At 72.9% G+C, this 20,539-nt stretch carries 21 protein-coding genes; 16 read left to right on the top strand and 5 right to left on the bottom strand.

The features are described from left to right. Positions 1-35 precede the first annotated feature (35 nt). A complete protein-coding gene (locus tag ACWCRJ_RS19005) occupies positions 36-1,013 on the bottom strand; it encodes a TauD/TfdA dioxygenase family protein (protein ID WP_450940346.1) in 978 nt (325 codons plus the stop codon). A gap of 212 nt (positions 1,014-1,225) precedes the next feature. Here ACWCRJ_RS19005 and ACWCRJ_RS19000 point away from each other — a divergent pair, with 212 nt between their 5' ends. Next, a complete protein-coding gene (locus tag ACWCRJ_RS19000) occupies positions 1,226-2,128 on the top strand; it encodes an NAD(P)-dependent oxidoreductase (RefSeq protein WP_450940345.1) in 903 nt (300 codons plus the stop codon). Between the two features lie 56 nt (positions 2,129-2,184). Here the strand turns inward: ACWCRJ_RS19000 and ACWCRJ_RS18995 are convergent, their stop codons facing one another. Then, positions 2,185-3,606, bottom strand: a complete 1,422-nt coding sequence (locus tag ACWCRJ_RS18995; RefSeq protein ID WP_450940344.1) for a cation:proton antiporter — start codon at positions 3,604-3,606, stop codon at positions 2,185-2,187. A gap of 7 nt (positions 3,607-3,613) precedes the next feature. Continuing rightward, on the bottom strand, positions 3,614-4,099 hold the full coding sequence (locus tag ACWCRJ_RS18990) for a cation:proton antiporter regulatory subunit (protein WP_450940343.1): 486 nt from the start codon (positions 4,097-4,099) through the stop codon (positions 3,614-3,616). A gap of 410 nt (positions 4,100-4,509) precedes the next feature. Here ACWCRJ_RS18990 and ACWCRJ_RS18985 point away from each other — a divergent pair, with 410 nt between their 5' ends. Together ACWCRJ_RS18985 and ACWCRJ_RS18980 are read left to right on the top strand one after the other, a co-directional pair. Continuing rightward, entirely contained in the window at positions 4,510-4,956 is a 447-nt protein-coding gene (locus ACWCRJ_RS18985) for a hypothetical protein (protein ID WP_450940342.1), read from the top strand. A 148-nt stretch (positions 4,957-5,104) separates the two neighbouring features. Then, the gene (locus tag ACWCRJ_RS18980; RefSeq protein ID WP_450940341.1) at positions 5,105-5,461 is read left to right on the top strand and encodes a hypothetical protein; all 357 of its coding nucleotides are present in this window, start codon (positions 5,105-5,107) and stop codon (positions 5,459-5,461) included. Between the two features lie 160 nt (positions 5,462-5,621). Here the strand turns inward: ACWCRJ_RS18980 and ACWCRJ_RS18975 are convergent, their stop codons facing one another. Then, entirely contained in the window at positions 5,622-6,641 is a 1,020-nt protein-coding gene (locus ACWCRJ_RS18975; RefSeq protein ID WP_450940340.1) for a helix-turn-helix domain-containing protein, read from the bottom strand. Positions 6,642-6,860: 219 nt separating this feature from the next. Between ACWCRJ_RS18975 and ACWCRJ_RS18970 the strand changes: the two genes are divergently transcribed. The 13 genes from ACWCRJ_RS18970 (at position 6,861) to ACWCRJ_RS18910 (ending at position 19,782) form a co-directional block, all read left to right on the top strand. Next, positions 6,861-7,844 (top strand): LLM class flavin-dependent oxidoreductase, encoded by a 984-nt coding sequence (locus ACWCRJ_RS18970; protein ID WP_450940339.1) that lies wholly within the window; start codon positions 6,861-6,863, stop codon positions 7,842-7,844. Positions 7,845-7,864: 20 nt separating this feature from the next. After that, positions 7,865-9,013, top strand: a complete 1,149-nt coding sequence (gene mpaB / locus ACWCRJ_RS18965) for a daptide biosynthesis RiPP recognition protein (protein WP_450940338.1) — start codon at positions 7,865-7,867, stop codon at positions 9,011-9,013. Between the two features lie 7 nt (positions 9,014-9,020). Then, positions 9,021-9,872 carry a daptide-type RiPP biosynthesis methyltransferase gene (mpaM, locus tag ACWCRJ_RS18960; RefSeq protein WP_450940337.1) on the top strand — a complete coding sequence of 284 codons (852 nt, stop codon included), beginning with the start codon at positions 9,021-9,023 and terminating at the stop codon, positions 9,870-9,872. Continuing rightward, entirely contained in the window at positions 9,869-11,167 is a 1,299-nt protein-coding gene (gene mpaD, locus ACWCRJ_RS18955; protein ID WP_450940336.1) for a daptide-type RiPP biosynthesis aminotransferase, read from the top strand. The genes mpaM and mpaD overlap by 4 nt, the downstream gene beginning before the upstream one ends. Then, the gene (gene mpaC, locus ACWCRJ_RS18950) at positions 11,164-12,435 is read left to right on the top strand and encodes a daptide-type RiPP biosynthesis dehydogenase (RefSeq protein ID WP_450940335.1); all 1,272 of its coding nucleotides are present in this window, start codon (positions 11,164-11,166) and stop codon (positions 12,433-12,435) included. The genes mpaD and mpaC overlap by 4 nt, the downstream gene beginning before the upstream one ends. A gap of 77 nt (positions 12,436-12,512) precedes the next feature. After that, positions 12,513-12,686: a daptide-type RiPP gene (locus ACWCRJ_RS18945; RefSeq protein WP_005482724.1), complete on the top strand. Its 174-nt coding sequence runs from the start codon at positions 12,513-12,515 to the stop codon at positions 12,684-12,686. A gap of 57 nt (positions 12,687-12,743) precedes the next feature. Beyond that, positions 12,744-12,899: a daptide-type RiPP gene (locus ACWCRJ_RS18940; protein WP_450940334.1), complete on the top strand. Its 156-nt coding sequence runs from the start codon at positions 12,744-12,746 to the stop codon at positions 12,897-12,899. Positions 12,900-13,163: 264 nt separating this feature from the next. After that, positions 13,164-13,361, top strand: coding sequence for a hypothetical protein (locus tag ACWCRJ_RS18935; protein WP_450940333.1), 198 nt, complete (start codon positions 13,164-13,166; stop codon positions 13,359-13,361). Next, entirely contained in the window at positions 13,358-14,185 is an 828-nt protein-coding gene (locus ACWCRJ_RS18930; protein WP_450940332.1) for an ABC transporter ATP-binding protein, read from the top strand. Before ACWCRJ_RS18935 ends, ACWCRJ_RS18930 begins: the two co-directional genes overlap by 4 nt. Further along, positions 14,178-14,921: an ABC transporter permease gene (locus ACWCRJ_RS18925; protein ID WP_450940331.1), complete on the top strand. Its 744-nt coding sequence runs from the start codon at positions 14,178-14,180 to the stop codon at positions 14,919-14,921. Before ACWCRJ_RS18930 ends, ACWCRJ_RS18925 begins: the two co-directional genes overlap by 8 nt. Before the next feature lie 290 nt (positions 14,922-15,211). After that, positions 15,212-16,879: a daptide biosynthesis intramembrane metalloprotease gene (gene mpaP, locus ACWCRJ_RS18920; RefSeq protein WP_450940330.1), complete on the top strand. Its 1,668-nt coding sequence runs from the start codon at positions 15,212-15,214 to the stop codon at positions 16,877-16,879. A gap of 27 nt (positions 16,880-16,906) precedes the next feature. After that, positions 16,907-19,522: a class III lanthionine synthetase LanKC gene (gene lanKC / locus ACWCRJ_RS18915; RefSeq protein ID WP_450940329.1), complete on the top strand. Its 2,616-nt coding sequence runs from the start codon at positions 16,907-16,909 to the stop codon at positions 19,520-19,522. Next, positions 19,519-19,782, top strand: a complete 264-nt coding sequence (locus ACWCRJ_RS18910) for a hypothetical protein (RefSeq protein ID WP_450940328.1) — start codon at positions 19,519-19,521, stop codon at positions 19,780-19,782. The genes lanKC and ACWCRJ_RS18910 overlap by 4 nt, the downstream gene beginning before the upstream one ends. Before the next feature lie 125 nt (positions 19,783-19,907). On the opposite strand, the gene ACWCRJ_RS18905 is transcribed toward ACWCRJ_RS18910, so the two are convergent. Beyond that, positions 19,908-20,255, bottom strand: a complete 348-nt coding sequence (locus ACWCRJ_RS18905; RefSeq protein ID WP_450940327.1) for a hypothetical protein — start codon at positions 20,253-20,255, stop codon at positions 19,908-19,910. Positions 20,256-20,539 lie beyond the last annotated feature (284 nt).

Raw genomic sequence — 20,539 nt, 5'->3', positions numbered from 1 at the left:
CAGGCGTTCCGCCAGGTGTTTCGCTATTCGTTCCGCTATTCGTTCCGCTCGTGCAGCGGTGCGCCGCAGAGCGACTTCGACGGGGTGCCGTCGACGCCGACGGGCCGGTCACCGGCGATCATCACGCGGTGCATGATGCGCGGGAAGTCCAGGTGGGCGGCGTCGCTCGGGGCGAGGTGGACGGTGGCCCGGTTGTCCCAGAGGGCCACGGAACCCGGCTCCCAGCGGAAGCGGACCGTGTACTCGGGGCGCGTGATCTGCTCGACGAACATCTCCAGCAGGAGCCGGCTCTCGGCCCGGGTGACGTCGACGATGTTCTCGACGTAGTACGGGTTGACGTACAGGACCCGTTCGCCGGTCTCGGGGTGCACGCGGACGACCGGGTGCACGGACGCGACCTGGTGGTCCTGGAGATGGCGGAGGTAGGGGTCGGGGCCCGAACGGGCGAGATAGCCGACGCCCAGCCGGTGTTCGGCGCGCAGCCCGTCGGCGAACCGCCGCACCGGCTCCGACAGGCCCGCGTAGGCGGTGGCGAGGTTGGCCCAGGTGGTGTCCCCGCCGTACGGGGGGACGCGTTCGGCGCGGAGCAGGGTCAGGGCGGGCGGGTCGATGCGCGCGGTGTGGTCGGCGTGCCAGCCGCGGAGGGTGGAGTGACGGCGGCGCTCCAGCCATTCGGCCTGGTCCATGCCGTGCTTGCGGCCCAGCTCCTGACGGTCGGCCGTCGTCTCGATCTCGGGGTGCGCGGCCGGGGAGACCGAGCCCCTCGCACGCGGTCGGATCGGCTCCCCGAAGCGGCGCGCGAACGCGATCTGGCCGGCGTGGTCCAGTCGCTGCCCCCGGAAGAAGACGACCTTCCAGCGCAGCAGCGCGGCTCGGACACCGGCGACCGTCGCGTCGTCGAGCGGGCCGGCGAGGTCCACGCCGTGGATGTCGGCGCCGATGTGCCCGGAGGCGGGGCGCACGTCGAGGCCGCCCTCCGGTACCCCTGAGGACGTGTTCGTGTCGGTGCTCATCGCTGGCTCGCCCTTCGACGCCGGTCGTAGGCCCGGTCTTCCCCCGGCGCCGCGCGCGCATGCGGTCCGGCCGAGAAGTGTCCTGATCGGACGAGGACCGCGCCGGGCGGCCGGCCCGTAGAGAGGGTCCGTTCGCCCGGTGTCGTACCGCACCCCGGCCCGCCCCGGACTGCGACACTGCAACGCACTGTACGCGGCAGGAAGTTGACCTCATGACCGACAAGCTCACCGTAGGCGTCCTGGGTACCGGCATCATGGGCGCCGCGATGGCCCGCAACCTCGTCCGTGCCGGCCACGCCGTACGGGCCTGGAACCGCACCCGGGAGAAGGCCGAGCCGCTCGCCGCCGACGGCGCGCGGATCGCCGACAGCCCGGCCGAGGCCGTGCGCGGGGCGGACGTGGTGCTCACGATCCTGTACGACGGGGCAGCGGCCCGGGACGTGATGCGTGAGGCGGCGCCCGCGCTGAGCCCCGGCACGGCCTGGGTCCAGTCCACCACCGCCGGTGTGGAGGGCGTCGCCGAACTGGCCGCGCTGGCCGGTGAGCACGGGCTGGTCTTCTACGACGCCCCGGTGCTCGGCACCCGGCAGCCCGCGGAGGCGGGGCAGTTGACGGTGCTGGCCGCGGGCCCGGTCGAGGGGCGGGGGACGGTGACCCCCGTCTTCGACGCCGTCGGCGCCCGTACCGTCTGGACCGGCGAGGACGGCGCGGCGGGCACCGCGACCCGGCTCAAGCTGGTGGCCAACAGCTGGGTGCTCGCCGCGACCAACGCGGCCGGTGAGGTGCTGGCCCTGTCCCAGGCGCTCGGTGTCGACCCGCGGTCCTTCTTCGAGATCATCGAGGGCGGCCCGCTCGACATGGGCTATCTGCACGCCAAGTCCGCGCTCATCCTCGACGACCGCCTCTCCCCGGCCTCCTTCGCCGTCTCGACCGCCGCGAAGGACGCCCGTCTGATCGTCGAGGCCGGCCGGCGACACGGCGTACGCCTCGACATCGCCGCCGCCGGCGCCGCCCGCCTCACCCGCGCCGCCGCCCAGGGCCATGCCGACGAGGACATGGCGGCCGCGTACTTCGCCAGTTTCGACGCGGAGGAGGGGGCGGGGGAGGAGGGTTAGGGCAAGGAGGGGCGAGGAGGAGGAGGGCGAGGGGCGGCTGCCGTTGCCCTCGGCCCTCAGGTCCGGTCGGCGGTGTCCCGTTCGTCGTCCAACGCCTCGTGCGCTTCAGCCGAAGCCGGGGCCGAAGCCGGGGCCGGGGCCGAAGCCGGGGCCGGGGCCGAAGCCGAGGCCGGGGGCGTACCGTCCGCTTCCCCTCCGCCGGCCCCCGCGCCGGTAGCCGGGGCCCCGCGCAGGCGGCCGGTGAGCCACATGGCCATCGGCTCGGTCCAGCGCGCGGCCAGCGGGCCGACGATGACCAGGATGAGGACGTAGGCGGTGGCCAGGGGGCCGAGGGAGGGTTCGATGCCGGCGGTGACGGCGAGGCCGGCGATGACGATGGAGAACTCGCCGCGCGCGACCAGCGTGCCGCCCGCCCGCCAGCGGCCCTTCGCGGAGATACCGGCCCGCCGCGCGGCCCAGTACCCGGTGGCGATCTTCGTCAGGGCGGTGACGGCGGCCAGGACGAGCGCGGGCAGGAGGACCGGCGGGATGCTGGCGGGGTCGGTGTGCAGGCCGAAGAAGACGAAGAACACGGCCGCGAACAGGTCCCGCAGCGGCGCCAGCAGACTGTGCGCGCCCTCGGCCACCTCGCCCGACAGGGCGATGCCCACCAGGAACGCGCCCACCGCCGCCGACACCTGCAGCTGTTGAGCCAGCCCGGCGACGACGAGTGTCACCCCGAGCACGACGAGCAGCAGCTTCTCGGGGTCGTCGCTGGAGACGAACCGCGAGATGTGCCGCCCGTACCGCACGGCCACCAGCAGCACGAGCCCGGCCGTGCCGAGCGCGATCGCGAGGGTCGCGCTGCCCGCCGCCAGACCGACCCCGGCCAGCAGGGCGGTGACGATCGGGAGGTAGACGGCCATGGAGAGGTCTTCCAGGACCAGGATGCTGAGAATGACGGGGGTTTCGCGGTTGCCGAGCCGTCCGAGGTCGCCGAGGACCTTGGCGATCACGCCGGAGGAGGAGATCCAGGTGACGCCGGCGAGGACGACGGCGGCGACGGGTCCCCAGCCGAGGAGGAGGGCCATGGCGGCGCCGGGGAGGGCGTTGAGGCAGGCGTCGACGAGTCCGGCGGGGTACTGGGTCTTGAGGTTGGAGACGAGGTCGCTGGCGGTGTACTCCAGGCCGAGCATGAGCAGCAGCAGGATCACGCCGATCTCGGCGCCGATCGCGACGAACTCCTCGCTGGTGCCAAGCGGTAGCAGGCCGCCCTCCCCGAAGGCCAGCCCGGCCAGCAGATACAGCGGGATGGGCGACAACCGGAACCGCGCCGCGAACCGTCCCAGCAGCCCCAGGCCGAGGATGATCGCGCCGAACTCGACCAGGAAGACGGCGGAGGAGTGCGCGGTGGACTCGGACTGTGCGGCGAGGTGTGCGAAAGGGTGAGCGGGGAGGCCGGGGAGGGCGAGGGCGGGGAGGTGTGCGGCGAGGTGCATGCCCGGTTCACTCCCGCCCGAGTATCGCGGCGGCCGTCTCCACACCCTCGCGGGTGCCGATCACGATGAGCGTGTCCCCGCCGGCCAGCCGGAAGTCCGGTGTGGGCGAGGGGATCGCCTCGGCCCGGCGCAGTACGGCCACGATGGACGCGCCCGTCTCGGTCCGCATCCGGGTGTCGCCCAGCACGCGCCCGTTCCAGTGGGACGTCGACGCCAGCTCGATCCGCTCCGCCACCAGCCCCAGCTCCGTGGTGGACAGCAGGTTCGGGCTGTGGTGGTCCGGCATCAGCGCGTCGACGAGGGCGGTCGCCTCCCCCGACGACAGCCGCACCGACAGCGCGCACGCGTCCGGATCGTCCTGCCGGTACGCGCTCAGTGTCCGGGCGCCGTCCCGGTGCGCGACCACCGAGATCCGCCGCTGCTCCCTGGTCGTGAGGTCGTAGCGGACCCCGATCCCTGGCAACGGCGTACTGCTGAGTCGTGGAGCGCCCACGGCCGGCCCCCTGTCTGATTCGGATATGTCATCGGACAACCGTCGGTGCCACCCTAACGAGACCCCGAAAATCGCGACGAGACCGCGAAAACCGGCCGCCGGCTCAGGGACCGGTCTCCCGGTGGAACAATCCCCCTTCAATCCCGGACGCCCCCGTGTCGGCACCGGGGCTGACCGAAAGGACCCCCCGCCATGATCCTCACGGGTGCCTCCACAGCCCATGCGGCGGTCCCCCTCCCGCCCCGCGCACCGGGCATCCCGTCGGCCGGCGGGCCGCCGGCCGTGAGGTCGTGGGGAGCTCGCGCGGGTTGTACCGAGGGGATATCCGTCCCCTCCGGACGCCGGCCCGCGACGCACCCGGGACCCACGCCCCCCGGAGCGCACGCCCCCGGGACTCCGGGAGCGTGCCCATGATCCAGTGGGTGTCCCTGGGGACCGGCCCCCGTCCCGTCCCCCAGCCCGTGGCGACCCCGTTGGTGTGGGCCACGGCCTTCGCGGGCGCGATGGCCTTGGTGGCCGTGCACAACGCGCTGGTCGGCACGGACCGCCCCGGCCCGGCCCTGCTCGCCCTGTCGGTGCTCTCCGCGCTCCTCGGCGGGTACGCCCGCTTCACCGCGGCCCCGGGCACGGCCGCCCTGTGCTGGCTGTTCCTCAACGGGTTCGCCATCCCGCCCGCGGGCGTCCTGACCTGGACCAACCCGCGCGACACCTTCTGGCTGGTCTGCCTCCTCACCGCGGCCCTCACCGGCACCGCCCTCGCCCGCCTCCTCCAGGCCCGCGCCGCCTACCGCCGCCTGACCACGGCCCAGCCGCCTCCGCCCACGCCCGACCCCTGGGACCGGCCGCCGGCCCCCTGAAGGTGCGGTGGCATGAAGTTGAGCGAGCGTGTGCAGCAAGCTGACACGAATCGCCGTCCCGCCTGCGGTTTTCCGTTGGCAGAGTGGGGGTCACCGCGGGGGCACGACCGGCCCGGAACGCGCGGGGGACAACAAACGGGGGTACGTCGTGGGGTTCAAGGGATTCGCCGGGTTCGTGGGGGCCACCGGTTTCGCCGGCTTCAAGAAGGCGGCCGTGGTGGCGGGTGCGGCGCTCGCGCTCGCGGTGGTGGGGGGACAGGGCCCGGCTCAGGCTCAGGGCCCGGCTCAGGCTCAGATGGTGGCGGGAAGGCAGGCGGTGACCGCTCCGGTGACCGCTCCCGTGATCGTCGGTGGTTCCTTCGTCGCTCCCGTCGTCGACCCGATCGTCGAGCGGGTCTGCGCGACCCCGCTGCCCATCAGGCTTCCGCTATGCGGCGAGCAGGGCGGCGGCGCCTCCAAGCCCGTCAACGGGTGGCAGATCGAGACTCCGAAGCCGAAGCAGTAGCCGTACGGCCGACAGCGATCCGGCATACGGCAGTACCAGCAGTACCAGCAGTACAGGGGGTGCCCCGGCGATCAGTCGCCGGGGCACCCCTTCGTCGTGGCGCCACCGCCACCGGTGGCCGCCCCCTTCGCCGACACCGCGCCCGGCGTCCTCCCGGGCCTCACACCCAGCCGCGCTCCCGCGCGAGGAGCGCCGCGTGCGCCCTGCTGCTCGCGCCCAGGATGCGCAGCACGTCGGCGACGTGACGGCGGTACGTCCGCACCGACACCCCCAGCGAGCGCGCCCCCGACTCGTCCTTGCCCACGTGGCACATCGCTTCCAGGACCTGCTGCTCCATCTCCGAGAGCCCCCCGCCCTCCGCCCCCGCCCGCTCGTCGATGAGCACGGTGAGATCGGTGGCCTGGTCCCAGATCTTCTCGAACAGCGCCAGGATGTTCGCGACCAGCCCCGCCTCCCGGGCGAGCAGCGCGCCGCGCCGGGTGTCGGCCGGGTCGACCGGGACGAGCGCTGTGCGGCGGTCGTAGACGAGGAGCCGTTCCGCGATGGTGTCCGCGACCCGGATCTGCGCGCCGAGGGAGGTGAGGTCGCGCAGATAGCCGACGGTCGGCGCGTGGTCCAGGGCCTCGCGCAGGACGACGTTGCGGATCCGTACGCCCCGCCGCAGACAGCGGGTGTCGAGCGGCCGGGCGTGCGCGATGTTCGCCGGGGTCAGCTCGGTGTACGGCTCGACCGAGAGGATCTCCTCGCGGGCGAAGAACGCCAGGTCGTCGATCCGGCCCCGGATCTGCCCGAGATCCTCCAGGCGCTCGATCGGTCCGGAGTCGGGCCGTTCCTTCACGCTCTGCTCGGCGCGCAGGCCGGCTATCAGGTGCCGGGACTGGGTGACCTGCTGGAGCTGCTGGTGGAGTTCGCGCAGCCGCAGGTCCGTGAGCCGGTCCACGGCGGTCTCGGGATCGGCGGCGGAGATCACCTCGGGCCCGCCGTCCGCTCCGGGGCCGGTCCCTTCCGTTCCGTGCAGCAGGCCGAGTTCGGTCAGGCGCTCCAGCGCGCTCCCGATGTCGTCCAACGGCACGTGCAGCAGCAACTGGATGTCCTCGGCGGTCGTGCCGGGGTTCCGTAGAAAGTGCCGGTAGATGCCCTCTTCCGTATCGGTGAGTCCGAGTACGGACAATTCCCCCATGGTGCCTCCGTCTGATCACCTGTGAGAGTACCTGCAACAAGCTGCACGGTCACTGGCAGCAAGTAGCGCCCCGGAACCGCCCGATGGGCTGCTCCCGTTTGGCATTGTTCTCTGTGTCGGAACGAACGAACGCCGACAGAGGAAAGCGAAGAAAAGAACGCAGGGCAGGAAATTCCGAGCGGTATCCACGCATCACGTCGATAAATGGGGGGACAGGCCATGACTTCTTATTCCGTACTCCTGCCCTTCCTTCCGCGCCGGCCGGAGCAGATCCTTCCGTACGCCGGACTGGTGCACTGGAGCAACGCGAGCCGCCTCTGGCAGGGGCAGTCCGTGATGATCGAGCCGCACCAGGGATTCGTGGCGGCGGCGGGGGCGGGATTCCGCGTGCCGACCGGACTCGGCGTCACGCTCATGCCGCTCCGCCACCCGTACGAAGCCGCTCTGCAGGCTCGCTCGCTGGCGATGGCCACCGGGCAGCCGGTGATCGCCGGATTCGGGCCCGGGGGCCGGCCGTTGCAGCGGTCGCTGCTCGGCGAGGCGTACCGCAGTCCGCTCACGGCGGCACGCGAGTACCTCTCGATCGTGGGCGGACTGCTGGCGGGCGAGAGCGTCGACATCCGGGGCGAGTACTTCAACTGCCGGGCCGAGATGCCCCGCTACCCGGTGCCGGGCGTGGAGATCGGGCTCGGTGTGCTGCGGCCCGGTATGGCGCGACTCGCGGGTGAGGTCGCCGATGTGGCCGTGACCTGGCTGACTCCGGCGCACTACCTGCGGGACACCGTGCTCCCGGCGATGCGCGAGGGCGCGGCGAACGCGCCGGACGGCAAGGGGGGCGCGGGGCGTACGCCCCCAAGGCTCACCGCCATCGTGCCGCTCGCCCTGGCCCGGCCCGACCGCGAACCCGCCGAACTGGCGCTCGCGAGCAACGCCGCGCATCTCCAGGGCGCCCACTACATCGACATGCTGCGCCGGTCCGGCACGGATGTCGCCGGCGACGACCCGGCGGCGAACGCCAAGGCGCTCGTCGACGGCGGGGCGTTCCTCAGCGGCGATCCGGACGAACTCGTCGCGAAACTCGGCGCGTTCGGTGCGGCGGGGGTGGACGAGGTCGTCCTGAACCTGACCGGCGTCTGCAATCTGTACGGCCCACAAGCGGCCCTGGACGAAACGAAGCGCATTCTGGCCGCCCTGGCCGCCTGACCGTGGGGGAAGACGAGAAAATGGCTGATCTGAAAGAGCGGCTCATTCGCTGGGGGACCGGTACGTCCAGTGTTGGAGCCGGAACAGAAACCGGAACCGGAACCCGTAAAGAGATCGGAACCGGCACCGGAACAGAAACCGGGACGCGCATCGGTGAATTGCCGCACGCCGGCGTGGAAACCGTCGTACTGGAGAACCGCGAGCACCTCACGGCGATCCTGAATTCCGGTGTCGTCGGAGCGGACACGCTGGTCCTCGTGCCCGGTGGGTCCGGTGGGTCCGGTGGGTCCGGTGAGTCCGAGGGACCCGGTGAGGAGAGCGGGGCCGACGGCCGCCGCGTCGTCGGGTACGAAGGGTCGCTGGCCGGGGCCGGCGGGGAGTTCTCCCCGGGCGCGGGCTTCTACCTCCAGATCCAGGGCTACGGCATCAGCGAGTACATGTCCGTCGCCGGGCCGACGCTCGTCCGGATCGCCGACGACACGGACTTCGACGTCTTCCTCGCCGACGCCGACCGGGCCCTGCACGACGGCACCTTCCCCGACTTCCTCACCCATCCCGCCATCCAGCTCGCCGACCTCCCGGGCCTCGGCGCCGTCCGCACACCGGCCGCCGGACCCCGGCACCGGCTGTACGTCGGCGCGGACGGGGCCGTCTCCACCGCGCCGGGCGGTACCCGCCTCGGAACGGCGGGCGACGGACCCGACCTCCTCGACGCGCAGTGGCGGCGGCTCAACAGCGGCACCGAGGCGACATGCGTGGTGTGTCTGGGGACGGTCGTGGACCACGACCTGCGGCGTACCGCGCTGGCCGCCCGGCCCTGGCTCGGGCGCTACCTGGCCGCCCTCGGCGCGATCCGCTCCCTGCGGGCCCGCGGAGTGGACGGCACCCTCAGGGTCTCCGGCTTCGGCGGACGGATCACCGAGGAGCTGGCCACCGACGCCGACGCCGACGCCGATCTGCGGGACGCGGACGCGCCGCTCCTGCTGTGGACCGACCAGGACGTGTACGTGCACGCCCCCGCCCCCAGCCGCACCTTCAGCGTGGAACGGTCGGCGGCCACGCCGGTCGAGGCGCTGCTGGCCTGCGGTTCGGCCGAGGCGGCGGCGCAGTACGCCGATCCGGACCACACCGTACGCATCGAGCGGTTCCTCGCCCGGGCCGGAGTGTGACACCACGATGACCACCACCCTCACGACCACGACCGCTCCGACGTCACCGACCGCCCCCACGACGACCCTCCCGGGACGGGCCGGGGAACTGCTCGCCCGGCTCGGCTCCCGCGCCGTCACCGGCGACCTCTACGCCGAAGCGGGCGCGCAGGTCTACCACGACGTGGCCGGCCGTAGCACCCACGAGGTACGGGAACTGACCGGCCTCGTCAGGACCTTGCCCGGCGACGTCCTCGACCTGGCCGCCGGCTCCGGGCGGCTGACCATGCCGCTGCTCGCGCTGGGCCGCCGGGTCACCGCCCTCGACCTCTCCCCGTACATGCTGCGGCTGCTGGAGGACCGGCTGGCCACCGCGCCCGCCGCCCTGCGCGAGCGCTGCACGGTCGTCGAGGCCGACATGAGCGACTTCGCCCTCCACCGCACCTTCCCGGTGATCGTCCTCGGCACCACCTCCGTCTCGCTCCTCGACGAGCGCGGCCGGACCGGTCTCTACCGGGCCGTACGCCGACACCTGGCACCCGGCGGCCGGTTCCTCCTGTCGACCGTCGGCATGGACACCGACTCCGGCCAGCCCGCCGAAGCCGAACTGGTGGTGGAGGCCGAAGCCGGCCGCGCCTACCGGATGTTCGAACACTGGGCGGTCGGCGACAGCGCCCGCACGGTCACCGTATTCCCGGCACTGATCCCGGACGACGACAGTCCCGTCCAGGTCACCACGACCAGCGTCGGCGTCCTGCCCGCCGCCCTCCTCGAAGCCGAACTGGCCGCCGCCGGACTCACCGTCCGCGCCCGGCACCCCCTGCCGGCCGTCGGCTCCCGCCACCACGACGTACTGCTCGAAACGGAGGTCACCCCATGAGTCCCGGCACCACCAAGAACGCGCTGTGGCCGTCCCTCCTGGCCCCCGCCCTGCACGGCTCGGACGCGCTCTGCGCGGTCTCCGCGCACGGGGTACGGGTCCGGTACGCCGACGGCAGCGAACTCCTGGACGCCTCCAGCGGGTTGTGGAACACCAACATCGGCTACGGCAACGAGGCCATCGCCCGGGCCGCCGCCGAAGCGCTCCGCGAAGCCTCGTACCTGAGCGTCTTCCGCTACGAGAACACCTACGCCCGTGCCGCGGCCGCCGCCCTCGTCGAGCTGTGCGGCGCCGACACCTACGGCCGGGTCCTCTTCTCGACCTCCGGCGGCGCCGCCAACGACCTCGTCATGAAGCTCGCCCGCCACTACCACGCCCTGCGCGGCGAGGACCGCCGCAAACTCGTGGTCGGGCTGCGCGGCAGCTACCACGGTCTGACGTACGGCAGTTTCGCGCTGACCGGCGAGGACCTCGGACAGCAGGTGTACGGCGTCGACCAGCGGCTCATCCGCCACGTCGACCCCAACGACCCTGCCGGCATGCGCACCTTGCTGGAACGTCAGGGCGCGATGGTCGCCGCCGTCGTCGTCGAGCCGGTGCTCGGCTCGGGGGCGGTGCCGCTCACCGAGGAGTACGTCGACGAGCTGCTGCGGCTGCGCGAGGAGTACGGCTTCCTGCTGGTCGCCGACGAGGTGGCCACCGGCTTCGGCCGTACCGGCGACTTCTTCGCCTCCCAGCGCTGGCCCGCCCGGCCCGACCTCCTGGTGACCTCCAAGGGGCTCACCAACGGTACGGCCGCGGCCGCCGCCGTCATCGCCTCGCACACGGTCGCGGAGGCCTTCGACTCGGCGGGCGCCATGCTGACCCACGGCGAGACCCAGGCCGGCACCCCCGTCACCTGCGCCGCCATCCTGGCCACCATCGACGAGATGCGCCGCCTGGACGCGGTCGCCCTCGGCCGGGCCCTGGCACTCCGGCTGGACGCGGAGCTGACCCGGCTGGTCGACGAGCACCCCTGGGTGACGGGCACCACCGGTGTGGGCTGTTTCCGGTCACTGCGGCTGACCACCCCGGACGGGGAACCGCTGCCGCAGGCCCGCGTCCCGGAGCTGGTCGCCGCGATCCGTACGGCGGGCGCCATCGTGCACCCCGGCGTCCACGGCATCCAGCTCTTCCCCGCGCTGACCTACACCGACGCGGACCTGACCGAGCTGATGGACCGCATCCGCGCCGGACTGGCCCTCTTCACCCGCGGGCCGATACCGGCCGCGGTACCGACGGAGGTTGCGGCATGAGCCACGGCCGGGGCGGACCGACCCGGGCGCTGATCGGTCCCGACGCCCTCACGGCATGGCTCCCCGACGGAGGGGGCCGCACGGCCGCCCTCCTCGTGGACACCGCTGTCGCGACGGCGGGGATCACGGCCCTGGTCCAGGACCGCCTCGGCCGGGCCCACTGGCGGACGGCCCGGACACCACTGGCCGCCGGCCCCGGTGATCTCGGCGCGGCCGCCACGCTCGCCGAGAGCCTGGCGGACGAAGGGGCCGAAGTCGGCCTGGTGGTCGCCATCGGCGGCGGATCGGTGCTCGACCTGGCGAAGATCGCGGCCCTGCTGCGGGCCAACCCGGTCGCGTACACCCGGCTCACCGTGCCCCAGCGCGGCGGCCTGATGGGCCTGCCGGGCGAGGTCACCCGTACCGTCCCGCTGCTCGCCGTACCGACGACCCTCGGCACCGGCAGCGAGATGAGCGCGGTCGCCTGCCTCGCGTACCCGCAGGGCAAGCGGCTGATCCTCGGTGGCGTACTGCGGCCGGAGGCGGCACTGCTCGATCCGTCGGCCACCGCCACACTGCCCCGCGAACTGGTCGTGGAGGGCGTCCTGGAGGCGCTGTTCCGGGCGGTCAGCCCGTACGCCGGCGACCACCGGGACGACCGCCGCACCGAGGACCGGCTGACGGAGACGGTCGCCCGGCGGCTCGTCCAGCTCGGCTACGAGGCGGTACGGGAGGAGAAGCCCGGCGACGCGCTCCGCCTGGACATCGCGAAGCTCAGCGGGCTCACGCACGGCGAGTGGCTGCACCAGGGCCGCGACCCGTACGCGGTCAAGGGCTGGCTCATCGCCAACGAGATGTCGTCGGCCCTCGGCGTACGGAAGATGACCGCCGTCGCCGCGCTGCTGCCGCACCTGTGGCGGGCCGTGCTCGACGGGGAGCCCCGGCTGGGCTCCGCGCCACGGCTGCGACGGATGTGGGCCGGGCTGCGCGAGGCCGCTCCGGCGGACCGGGGGCGGGCCCTGCCCGAGGACCCCGCCGACGGGATCGCCGCCCTGATGGACGACTGGCGGGTGGGCCGCCGGCTCACCGTCGAAGGCCCGGGGCGGATCGGGCGGATCGGGTCCCTGGCCGAGCGGACCGTTCGGGCCTGGGGCGCCGGCCTGCCGATGCTCGGCGGGCTGCGGGCGGAGGACGTACGCCGCCTCCTGGACGCGGCGCTCGGCACGACCGCGGCACGGACCGCGCACGCCGCGCACGCCGCGCCGACCGCGCTCACCGCGCACATCTGAGACTTCCGCTCCCGGTCCCGGGAGCGGGCGGAAAGAGAGCAACGGCTCTCGACACCATGAGAAAAGGGGGAGTTCCCATGCAGGAGAACTTCGAGAACGACAACTTCAGCTCCGCCCTGGAGCTGGGCATGCAGGAGCTGGAGGCCATGGAGGCCCCGGGCTGGTGGACCGCCGGTGGCGTCGTCGTCGGTGCGACGGTCGTGTCGGCCGTCGGTGTCTCGACGGGCGTCGCCGTCTCGATCATCACCTGATTCACTCAAGACTCGTTCGACTCGATCAAGTCTCAACTCAACGGGAGGGAAACCGATATGAAGGACAACGTCACGCAGGAGCCGAGCGGCTTCGACGCGTCGCTGGAGCTGGGCATGCAGGAGCTGGAGGCCATGGAGGCCCCGGGTTTCTGGAGCGGCTTCAAGACCGGCGTCGTGATCAGCACCGTCGCCAGCGCGGTCATCGCCACCTGATCCTAATCCGGCAGGCTGTCCCATCCGGCAGGTCTGTCCGATCCGGCAGGTCTGTCCGATCGGCAGGCGATCCGGCGGTCTGCCTGACCCGGCGGTCTGCCTGACCCGGCCGATCAGCCGGCAGCGGTAGCCGAACCGCATACGGATTTCCGCGGCGGCGTCCCGGGCCCGCAGAGGGCCCCGGGCCGCCACCGCGGAATCCGCGCTTCGTTCTCCACCCCCTCCCCCCACCCAGTCCCACCCGGTCCGACCAAGGAGTCCAGCATGGCCAACAGCCGAGACAAGGCAGCGGCCGAGAACAAGAACCTCGCCTTCGCCTGCGCTCTCATCCCGCTCGGCATGGCCGTCGCCACCTCGCAGCTGTCGGGTGGCGTCGAGATCTTCGTCATGGCCGGCCTGGGTGCAATCATGCTGAGCTGCCTGGTCAAGATCGGCGCCAACCTCCGGAAGGCACGCCGTTGAGCACCGCGAACGCGTCGAGCACCGCCGGCGCCCCCGTCGTCGCCCTGCGCGGCCTGACCAAGCGCTTCGGCGAGGTCACGGCGGTCGACGACCTGACGTACGAGGTCCGGCCCGGCCGGATCGTCGGCCTCCTCGGCCGCAACGGAGCCGGTAAGACCACCTCGTTGCGGATGCTGCTCGGCCTGTGCCGGCCGACCTCCGGCGAGGCGGCCGTCTTCGGCCGCCCCTACGCCGAACTGCCCCACGCCGCCCGCCGGGTGGGCGTCAGCATGGACGCCGTGGGGCCGCTGCCCGGCGCCAGTGCCCGACGCGAACTCACCATCTGGGCGCGAACCCTGGGCCTGCCCCGGCAGCGCGTCGAGGAGGTCCTCGACCTGGTGGGCCTGGCCGACGGCAACGCGGCCTCCCGCCCCGTCAAGGGCTACTCGACCGGCATGAAGCAGCGCCTCGCGCTCGCCACCGCGCTGCTCCCCGACCCCGAACTCCTCGTCCTGGACGAGCCCGCCAACGGCCTCGACCCGGACGGCATCCGCTGGCTGCGCGGCCTGCTGCGCGGCCTGGCCGACGAGGGCAGGACCGTCCTCGTCTCCAGCCACCTGCTCTCCGAGGTGGAGCAGACCGTGGACGACGTGGTGATCATCCAGAGCTCGCTGCGGTACGCCGGCCCGCTCGAAGGTCTCGTCGGCACGGGCGAGGGGGAACGCCTCGAAGACCGGTTCTTCTCCCTGGTCGGCTCGCCGTCGACGGTCCCGGCCGCTTCGGCCGCATCGACCGTCTCATCGACCGCCGCCTCATCCGCTGTCGGAGGACAGAACCATGCGTAACCTGCTCGCCGGCGAATGGACCAAGGCCTGGACCGGCCGCGGCTGGCTGATTCTGGCCGGGTGCGGTGTCCTGATGTCCCTGCTCGGCGCCCTCGGTTACGCCTCCCAGGGGGTGACGGCCATCGAGGAGGGCACCATGGGCCGGGCCGCCGTCACCGACGACATCGTCCGCTCCTGGTTCATGATGTCCCTCTTCACCTCCCTCTTCGGCGCGGTCTTCGTCTCCCGCGAGTACACCTCGGGCGCCATCGGCCGCTCCGTCCTGATGAGCGGCGGCCGTACCCGCCTGCTCACCGCCAAGGTGCTGACCGCCACCGCCGTGGGCGCCCTCGCCGCGCTGCTCACCGCCGCGCTGTCCCTCGCCTCCGCGTGGGGCACCCTCGCGGCCAACGGGACGAAGCCCGCGTGGCACGGCGAGACCTGGCTGATCCTGCTGGGCGTCTTCGTCGTCAACACGCTCGCCGCACCCTGGGGCGCGCTGGTCGGCTGGATCGTCCGGCACCAGGTGGGGGCCGTGGTGACCGTCGTCGCGCTGACCCTGGTCGTCGACCCGGCGGTGCAGGTGCTGGTGCCGGAGGCCGGCAAGTACCTGATGACGATCGCCCAGAGTTCCGTCTACCGGGACCAGAAGCCCGACCTGCTCTCCACGCCGCTCGCGCTGCTGGTGATCGTGGGCTGGCTGACGGCCGCCGCGCTGCTCGCCCGGAAGCTGTTCACCGCGCGCGACGTCGTCTGACGACAGCGCCGGCCGTCGTCCCTACGGCCCCCACCGCACCCGGCCTCACCGCACCCGGCCTCACCCGGCCTACCTCACCCCACCTCACCGCGCCCGCCGTCCGACGTCGCGTCCGACACCACCCGCGACGTCGCCCGGCGGCATGCCCCGGCACCGGCTGTCGCGGAGCCGCCGAAACCGCCCACGCCACGTCCCGCCGTTCCGCCGTCCCGTGGATCCGTCATCCCGCCGTCCCTCATCCCGTCATCCCGCCGTCCCGCCGTCCCGCCGTCCCGAGGAGCGAACCAGGCATGTCCAGCACACCCGCCGGTGCCGTACTACTGGCCCCCGAGCGGCTGGCCCGTCCCCGCCTCGCCCCCGACGTGGTGGTCCACGAGCCGGCCGAGCCGGGCGCGCCCTGGGTGGTGCAGCGCGGCAGCCACCAGTACTTCCGCCTCCAGGAGGATCTGGCCCGCCTCGTCCGGGCCGTCGACGGCGTACGCGACCACGACGACCTGGCCGACGCCCTCGGCGCACCCTGGACCCAGGCCGACGTCGGCTCGGCGGTGCGGACACTCGCCGGGGCGAAGGTGCTGGACGACGGAGTGCCGAAGAAGGACCGCAGTTCCTGGTTCCGCTTCGTCCCGCCGCTCACCCTGCAGTTCACCCTCCTCAAGCCGGACCGGCTGCTGGCCCGCCTCGCCCCGCTCGTGGCGGCCGCCGCGCACCGCGGGGCCGCCGTCGCCGCCTCGGCCGTCACGATCGGCGGCCTGCTCGCCCTGGCCTTCCAAGTGGCCGACCTCCAGGGCGCGTTGGGGCGCCCCTTCGCACCCCTGCTCTACCTCTGCGTGATCGGCGCGGTGCTCGCCACCACCGCCGTCCACGAGATCGGCCACGGCGCGGTCCTCACGTACTACGGCGGACGGCCGACCCGGATGGGCATGATGCTCTTCTACATGTCGCCGGCCTTCTTCTGCGACGTGTCCGACGGCTGGCGGCTGCCGCGCAAGGAGCAGCGGGTGCGCGTCGCCCTCGCCGGCATCGCCACCCAGACCGTCATCGCCGGGGCCGCCGCCCTCGCCACCCTCTTCATGGGCGCCTCGGCGGCGCGCGACGGGGTCCTCGTGTACGCCGTCGTCACCTACCTCTCCGGCGTCCTCAACCTCCTGCCGTTCGTGAAACTGGACGGCTACATCGCGCTGATGAGCCACCTGGACATCCCGCATCTGCGCGACCGGGCGATGACCGACGCCCGCAGATGGCTGGCCCGGCTGCTGGCCGGCGGCACCGGCTACTGCCGCGAACTGCCCGGCGTGCGCTGGGCGGTCCCCTTCGGCCTGCTCTGCATGACCTTCCCGCTCTACATCGTGGCGGGCGCGATCACCCTCTGGTCGGACAGCCTCCAGCGCCTCGGCGCCCTGGGCGCGCTCCTCGTCCTGTGCGGCATCGGCTACTTCCTCCACCACCTGGCGCGAGGCGTACTCCGCTTCGCCCGTGAGGCCCGGACAGCGGGCGGCCGCCCCTGGCGCCTCGGCGCGGTGCTCACCCTCGCCGCGGCCGCCCTCGCCGTACTCGGGCAGCTGGTCCAGGTCCCGTACACCGTCAACGGCGGCTACACCACGGCCGAGGACGGCCGCGTCACGCTGCTCCTGCCCCGGTCCACCGACCGTGCGCTGATCACCTCCGGCGCCCCGGTACGCCTCTACCGCGCCGGCATCGCGACCCGCACCCGGACCGGCGCCGCGACGGTCGCCGTCGACGGGGCGGACGGCAAGGACGCCATGGCCCCGCTGTCGGCGCTGATCCCGGTCCGCAGCGACGCCCTGCCGACCCCGGCCCTCGGCCTTCCGCTGGACCTGCGCGGCGGGCGTGACCGTGCCCCCGCCGACCCCTCGGGCGCGGCCCAGCTGGACGCGGGCAGCCGCCCGGGCTGGGAGTGGCTCTACACCAAGTACGTCGCACCGGCCTGGCGCTGGTAGCCCAGAGCCCTCACAGGAAGAACGACCATGGATCTCCGGTACGTGACCTACTGCCAGGCGGGCAACGCGTTCTACGAGGACCCGGCCACCGCCACCGCCACCACCGAGCCCGCCGACGCGGTGGCGGAAGCCCCCGCCGGCTGGACCCGCACCGTCAACGGCGACTGGGTGGTCTTGACCCCGCCGCACACCGAACTTCCCGGCCAGGGCTGGAAGATCCACGTCTCGGCGACCCGGGACAACGCCGGCCGTGTCCTCGACGCCGTACGCGCCTACTGCGTACGCGAGCGCCTCACCTTCAAGTACATCCGCGGCGCCGAGGTCCTGAACCGGCGCAACAGCAAGTACGGCGACCGCGGCGCGAGCGGCAAGTTCATCACCGTCTACCCGCTGGACGAGCGCCGGCTGGAGCGGGTGCTCGTCGACCTGGACGCGGAGGTCGGCGGCGAGCCGGGCCCGTACATCCTCAGCGACCTGCGCTGGCGCTCCGGCCCGCTCTACGTCCGCTACGGCGGCTTCGTCGCCCGCCTCGGCCGGGACGCGAAGGGCGACCCGGTGCACTGCATCGAGGACCCGGACGGCCGCCTCGTCCCCGACGTACGCGGCCCCGGCTTCCGGCCGCCCGCGTGGGTGACGCTGCCGGACTGCCTTGCCGAGTCGCTGGCGGCCCGTAACGCGAGCACGATGGGCGACTTCCCGTTCCGCGCGGTCAGGGCGCTGCACTTCTCCAACGGCGGCGGCGTCTACGAGGCCCGGGACCTGCGCCAGGGCTCCGGTACCGAAGCCACCGTGCTCCTCAAGGAGGCCCGCCCGCTGGCCGGCCTCGACGAGGAGGGCGAGGACGCGGTGACCCGGCTGGAGCGCGAGCGCTGGGCGTTGGAGCGGCTGGCGGGACTGGACTGCGTGCCGCCGCTGATCGACTACCGCAAGGGGCGCGAACACTACTTCCTGGCACGGGAGTTCGTGCCGGGCGCCTCGCTCCACACCCGCATCCACGACTCCAACCCGCTGCTGAACCCGGATGCCGACGCCTCCCCCGAGTCGTTCACGGCGTACACCTCCTGGGCCCTGTCCGTCCTCGACCAGATCGACGCGGGCGTGCGGGCCATGCACGACCGGGGCGTGGTCTTCGGCGATCTGCACCCCAACAACGTCATGGTCCGGCCGGACGACTCGATCGCCTTCATCGACCTGGAGACGGCGACCCCGGTCGACGCCATGGCCTCCCAGTCGATCGGCGCACCCGGCTTCCGCGCCCCGGCCGGCTACACGGGCCCGGCGGTCGACCGCTACGCCCTCGGCTGCCTCCGCCTCGCGGTGTTCCTGCCGCTGACGGTGGTGCTGAACTGGGGCCCGGAGAAGACGGAGCAGCTGATCACCCTGGTGACGGAGAACTTCCCGGTGCCGCCGGACTTCGCGGAGCGGGTGGTGGCGGATCTGACGGCCGCCCACGACACCGCCGAGGAAGAGGAAACAGGGACCGCCGCGAGCCCGGAGACCGCCGCGAACGCGGAGACCGCCACGAGCCCGGAGACCGCCGCGAGCCCGAAGACCGCCGCGAACGCCGCCGCCTCGGCCCCCGTCTGGCCCGAGACCCTCACCCCCGCCGGCTGGCCGTCCCTGCGGGCCTCACTCGCGGCGGGAATCCTGGCCACCGCGACCCCGGACCGCGAGGACCGCCTCTTCCCCGGCGACATCGCCCAGTTCACCACCCCGGGCGGCGGCCTCGCCCTCGCCCACGGAGCCGCCGGGGTCCTGTGGGCCCTGGGCGGCGCCGGTACGGAGATCCCGGCCGCGCACACCGACTGGCTGACCGAAGGCGTACGCCGCTGGACCGAACCCCGCCCCGGCTTCTACGACGGCCTGCACGGCATCGCGTACGCCCTCGACGCCCTGGGCCGCACGGCCGAGGCACACGAGGTCCTGGACCGCGCCCTCGCCCTGCCGCTGGACGACGTGGACGGCTCCCTCTTCGCCGGCCTCCCCGGCATCGGCCTCTCCCTGCTCCACTTCGGCCACCTCGACGCGGCCGAACGCCTGGCGGAACTGGTGGCGGACCGCACCCCCGGCGGCTACGCGGCCCGCCCCCGACCGGGCCTGCTCCACGGCGCGACGGGCGCGGCGCTGTTCCTGCTGCGGCTCTACGAGAGGACGGGCGACCCGAAACTGCTGCACACGGCGGTGGAGGGGCTGCGCCACGACCTCGCCGAGCTGTCGACCGGGCCGGGCATCAGCCGGATGCCGTACCTGGCGGTGGGCGGCGCGGGAACGGCGATGGTCCTGAGTGACATACTGCCGCACCTGCCCTCCCCGGACCCGGCCCTGCACGACGCCCTCCCCCTCCTCCACTCCTCGCTGGCCTCCCCCTACCAGGCCCAGGCGGGCCTGTTCCAGGGCCGGGCGGGAGCGACGCTGGCCCTGCGCCGACTGCAGGACAGAACGCCGAAGCCGGAGACCGAGGCCGCGGTGCACCGTCACCTCACGGCCTTCGGCTGGCACGCCATCCCCTACGCGGGCCACCCCGCCTTCCTCGGCGACCAGACCCTGCGCCTCTCCACCGACCTCGCCACCGGCACGGCAGGCGTCCTGTTCGCCCTCGACGACGCACTCGGCTCGGGCGAAGGCCTGCCGTTCCTCTCATGACGGACCACCGCGTAGTCCTGATCGAACCCCGCCCCACCGAGAGGGCCGGCGCCCCGGAACTGGCCGCCGTGCGGTTCCTGGCCCTGCTCCCCGAGGACTGGCACTACGAACCGCACATCAAGGGCACCCACTTCACCGTCCGCCTCGGCCGCCCCGCACGACCGACCCCGACGCCCGACCTGAGCCACACCCTGAACCGCATCTTCACCGACCCGTCCCTCCAGGCCTGGCACTGGACGGACATCACCCACCTCGACTGAGACGAAAACCGGGACGGACAACGTCGAAGGGCCCGGTGAGAGCGATGGCGGAGGATACGAGATTGAGGTGACGGACGGCGCTGGACGGGGGTGAATGAGACCAGAACCGAGAACAGCGCGCCGGGTCATACCTGCTTGACGACGATGATGTCCGGGAGGAGCTTCTCCAGCTCGCCCACGTCCGAGGTGAAGACGGTGACCTGGCCCTTCCGCTGGCGTGCGATGACAGCGAGCACGGCGTCGATCGCGTACCAGTGGCCGTGCAGCTTGGCGTCAGCCAGAAGGCGCCGGGCCTGGCGGGCCTCGTCCTTACCGATGTCGGCGACCTTGAGCCGGGAGAGCCCCCAGTCCCAGCGCTGCTCGGTGGTTCTGCCGTCGTACGCCTCCACCAGCGTCATGGGCGACGTGACCACTTCGGCCTCGCCTCGTGCTGCGAGATCGAGCCAGGCGATCATCTTCCGGTCGCCACGCACGGCCAGGGACAGGGGCTTCGACTGTGCGAGCCTCCGGCAGCCGAGTGAACCCGAGCGCAAGGCGACTGTCGCAGTGGCTGGGCGAGCCAATGCCCCTCCGAAAGGTGGCAGATCTCCTTGGGGTCGACCCGGCGAAGGCGTGCGGACTGGTGAGAGCGGGCCGCTTCCCCTGCTGTGTCACGAAGCAGAAGGGGAGGTACGCAGTCCTTCCCGCCGATGTGTTGGTGGCCATCGGAGGGCAGGCCGCGCGAACGTCCCACCCTCCGGGGCCCCCGACAGCGCGA

Source organism: Streptomyces sp. NPDC002324 (genome assembly GCF_053593335.1).
The sequence above is the reverse complement of the archived record's forward strand: the minus strand, read 5'-3'. Positions and strand labels throughout refer to the sequence as shown.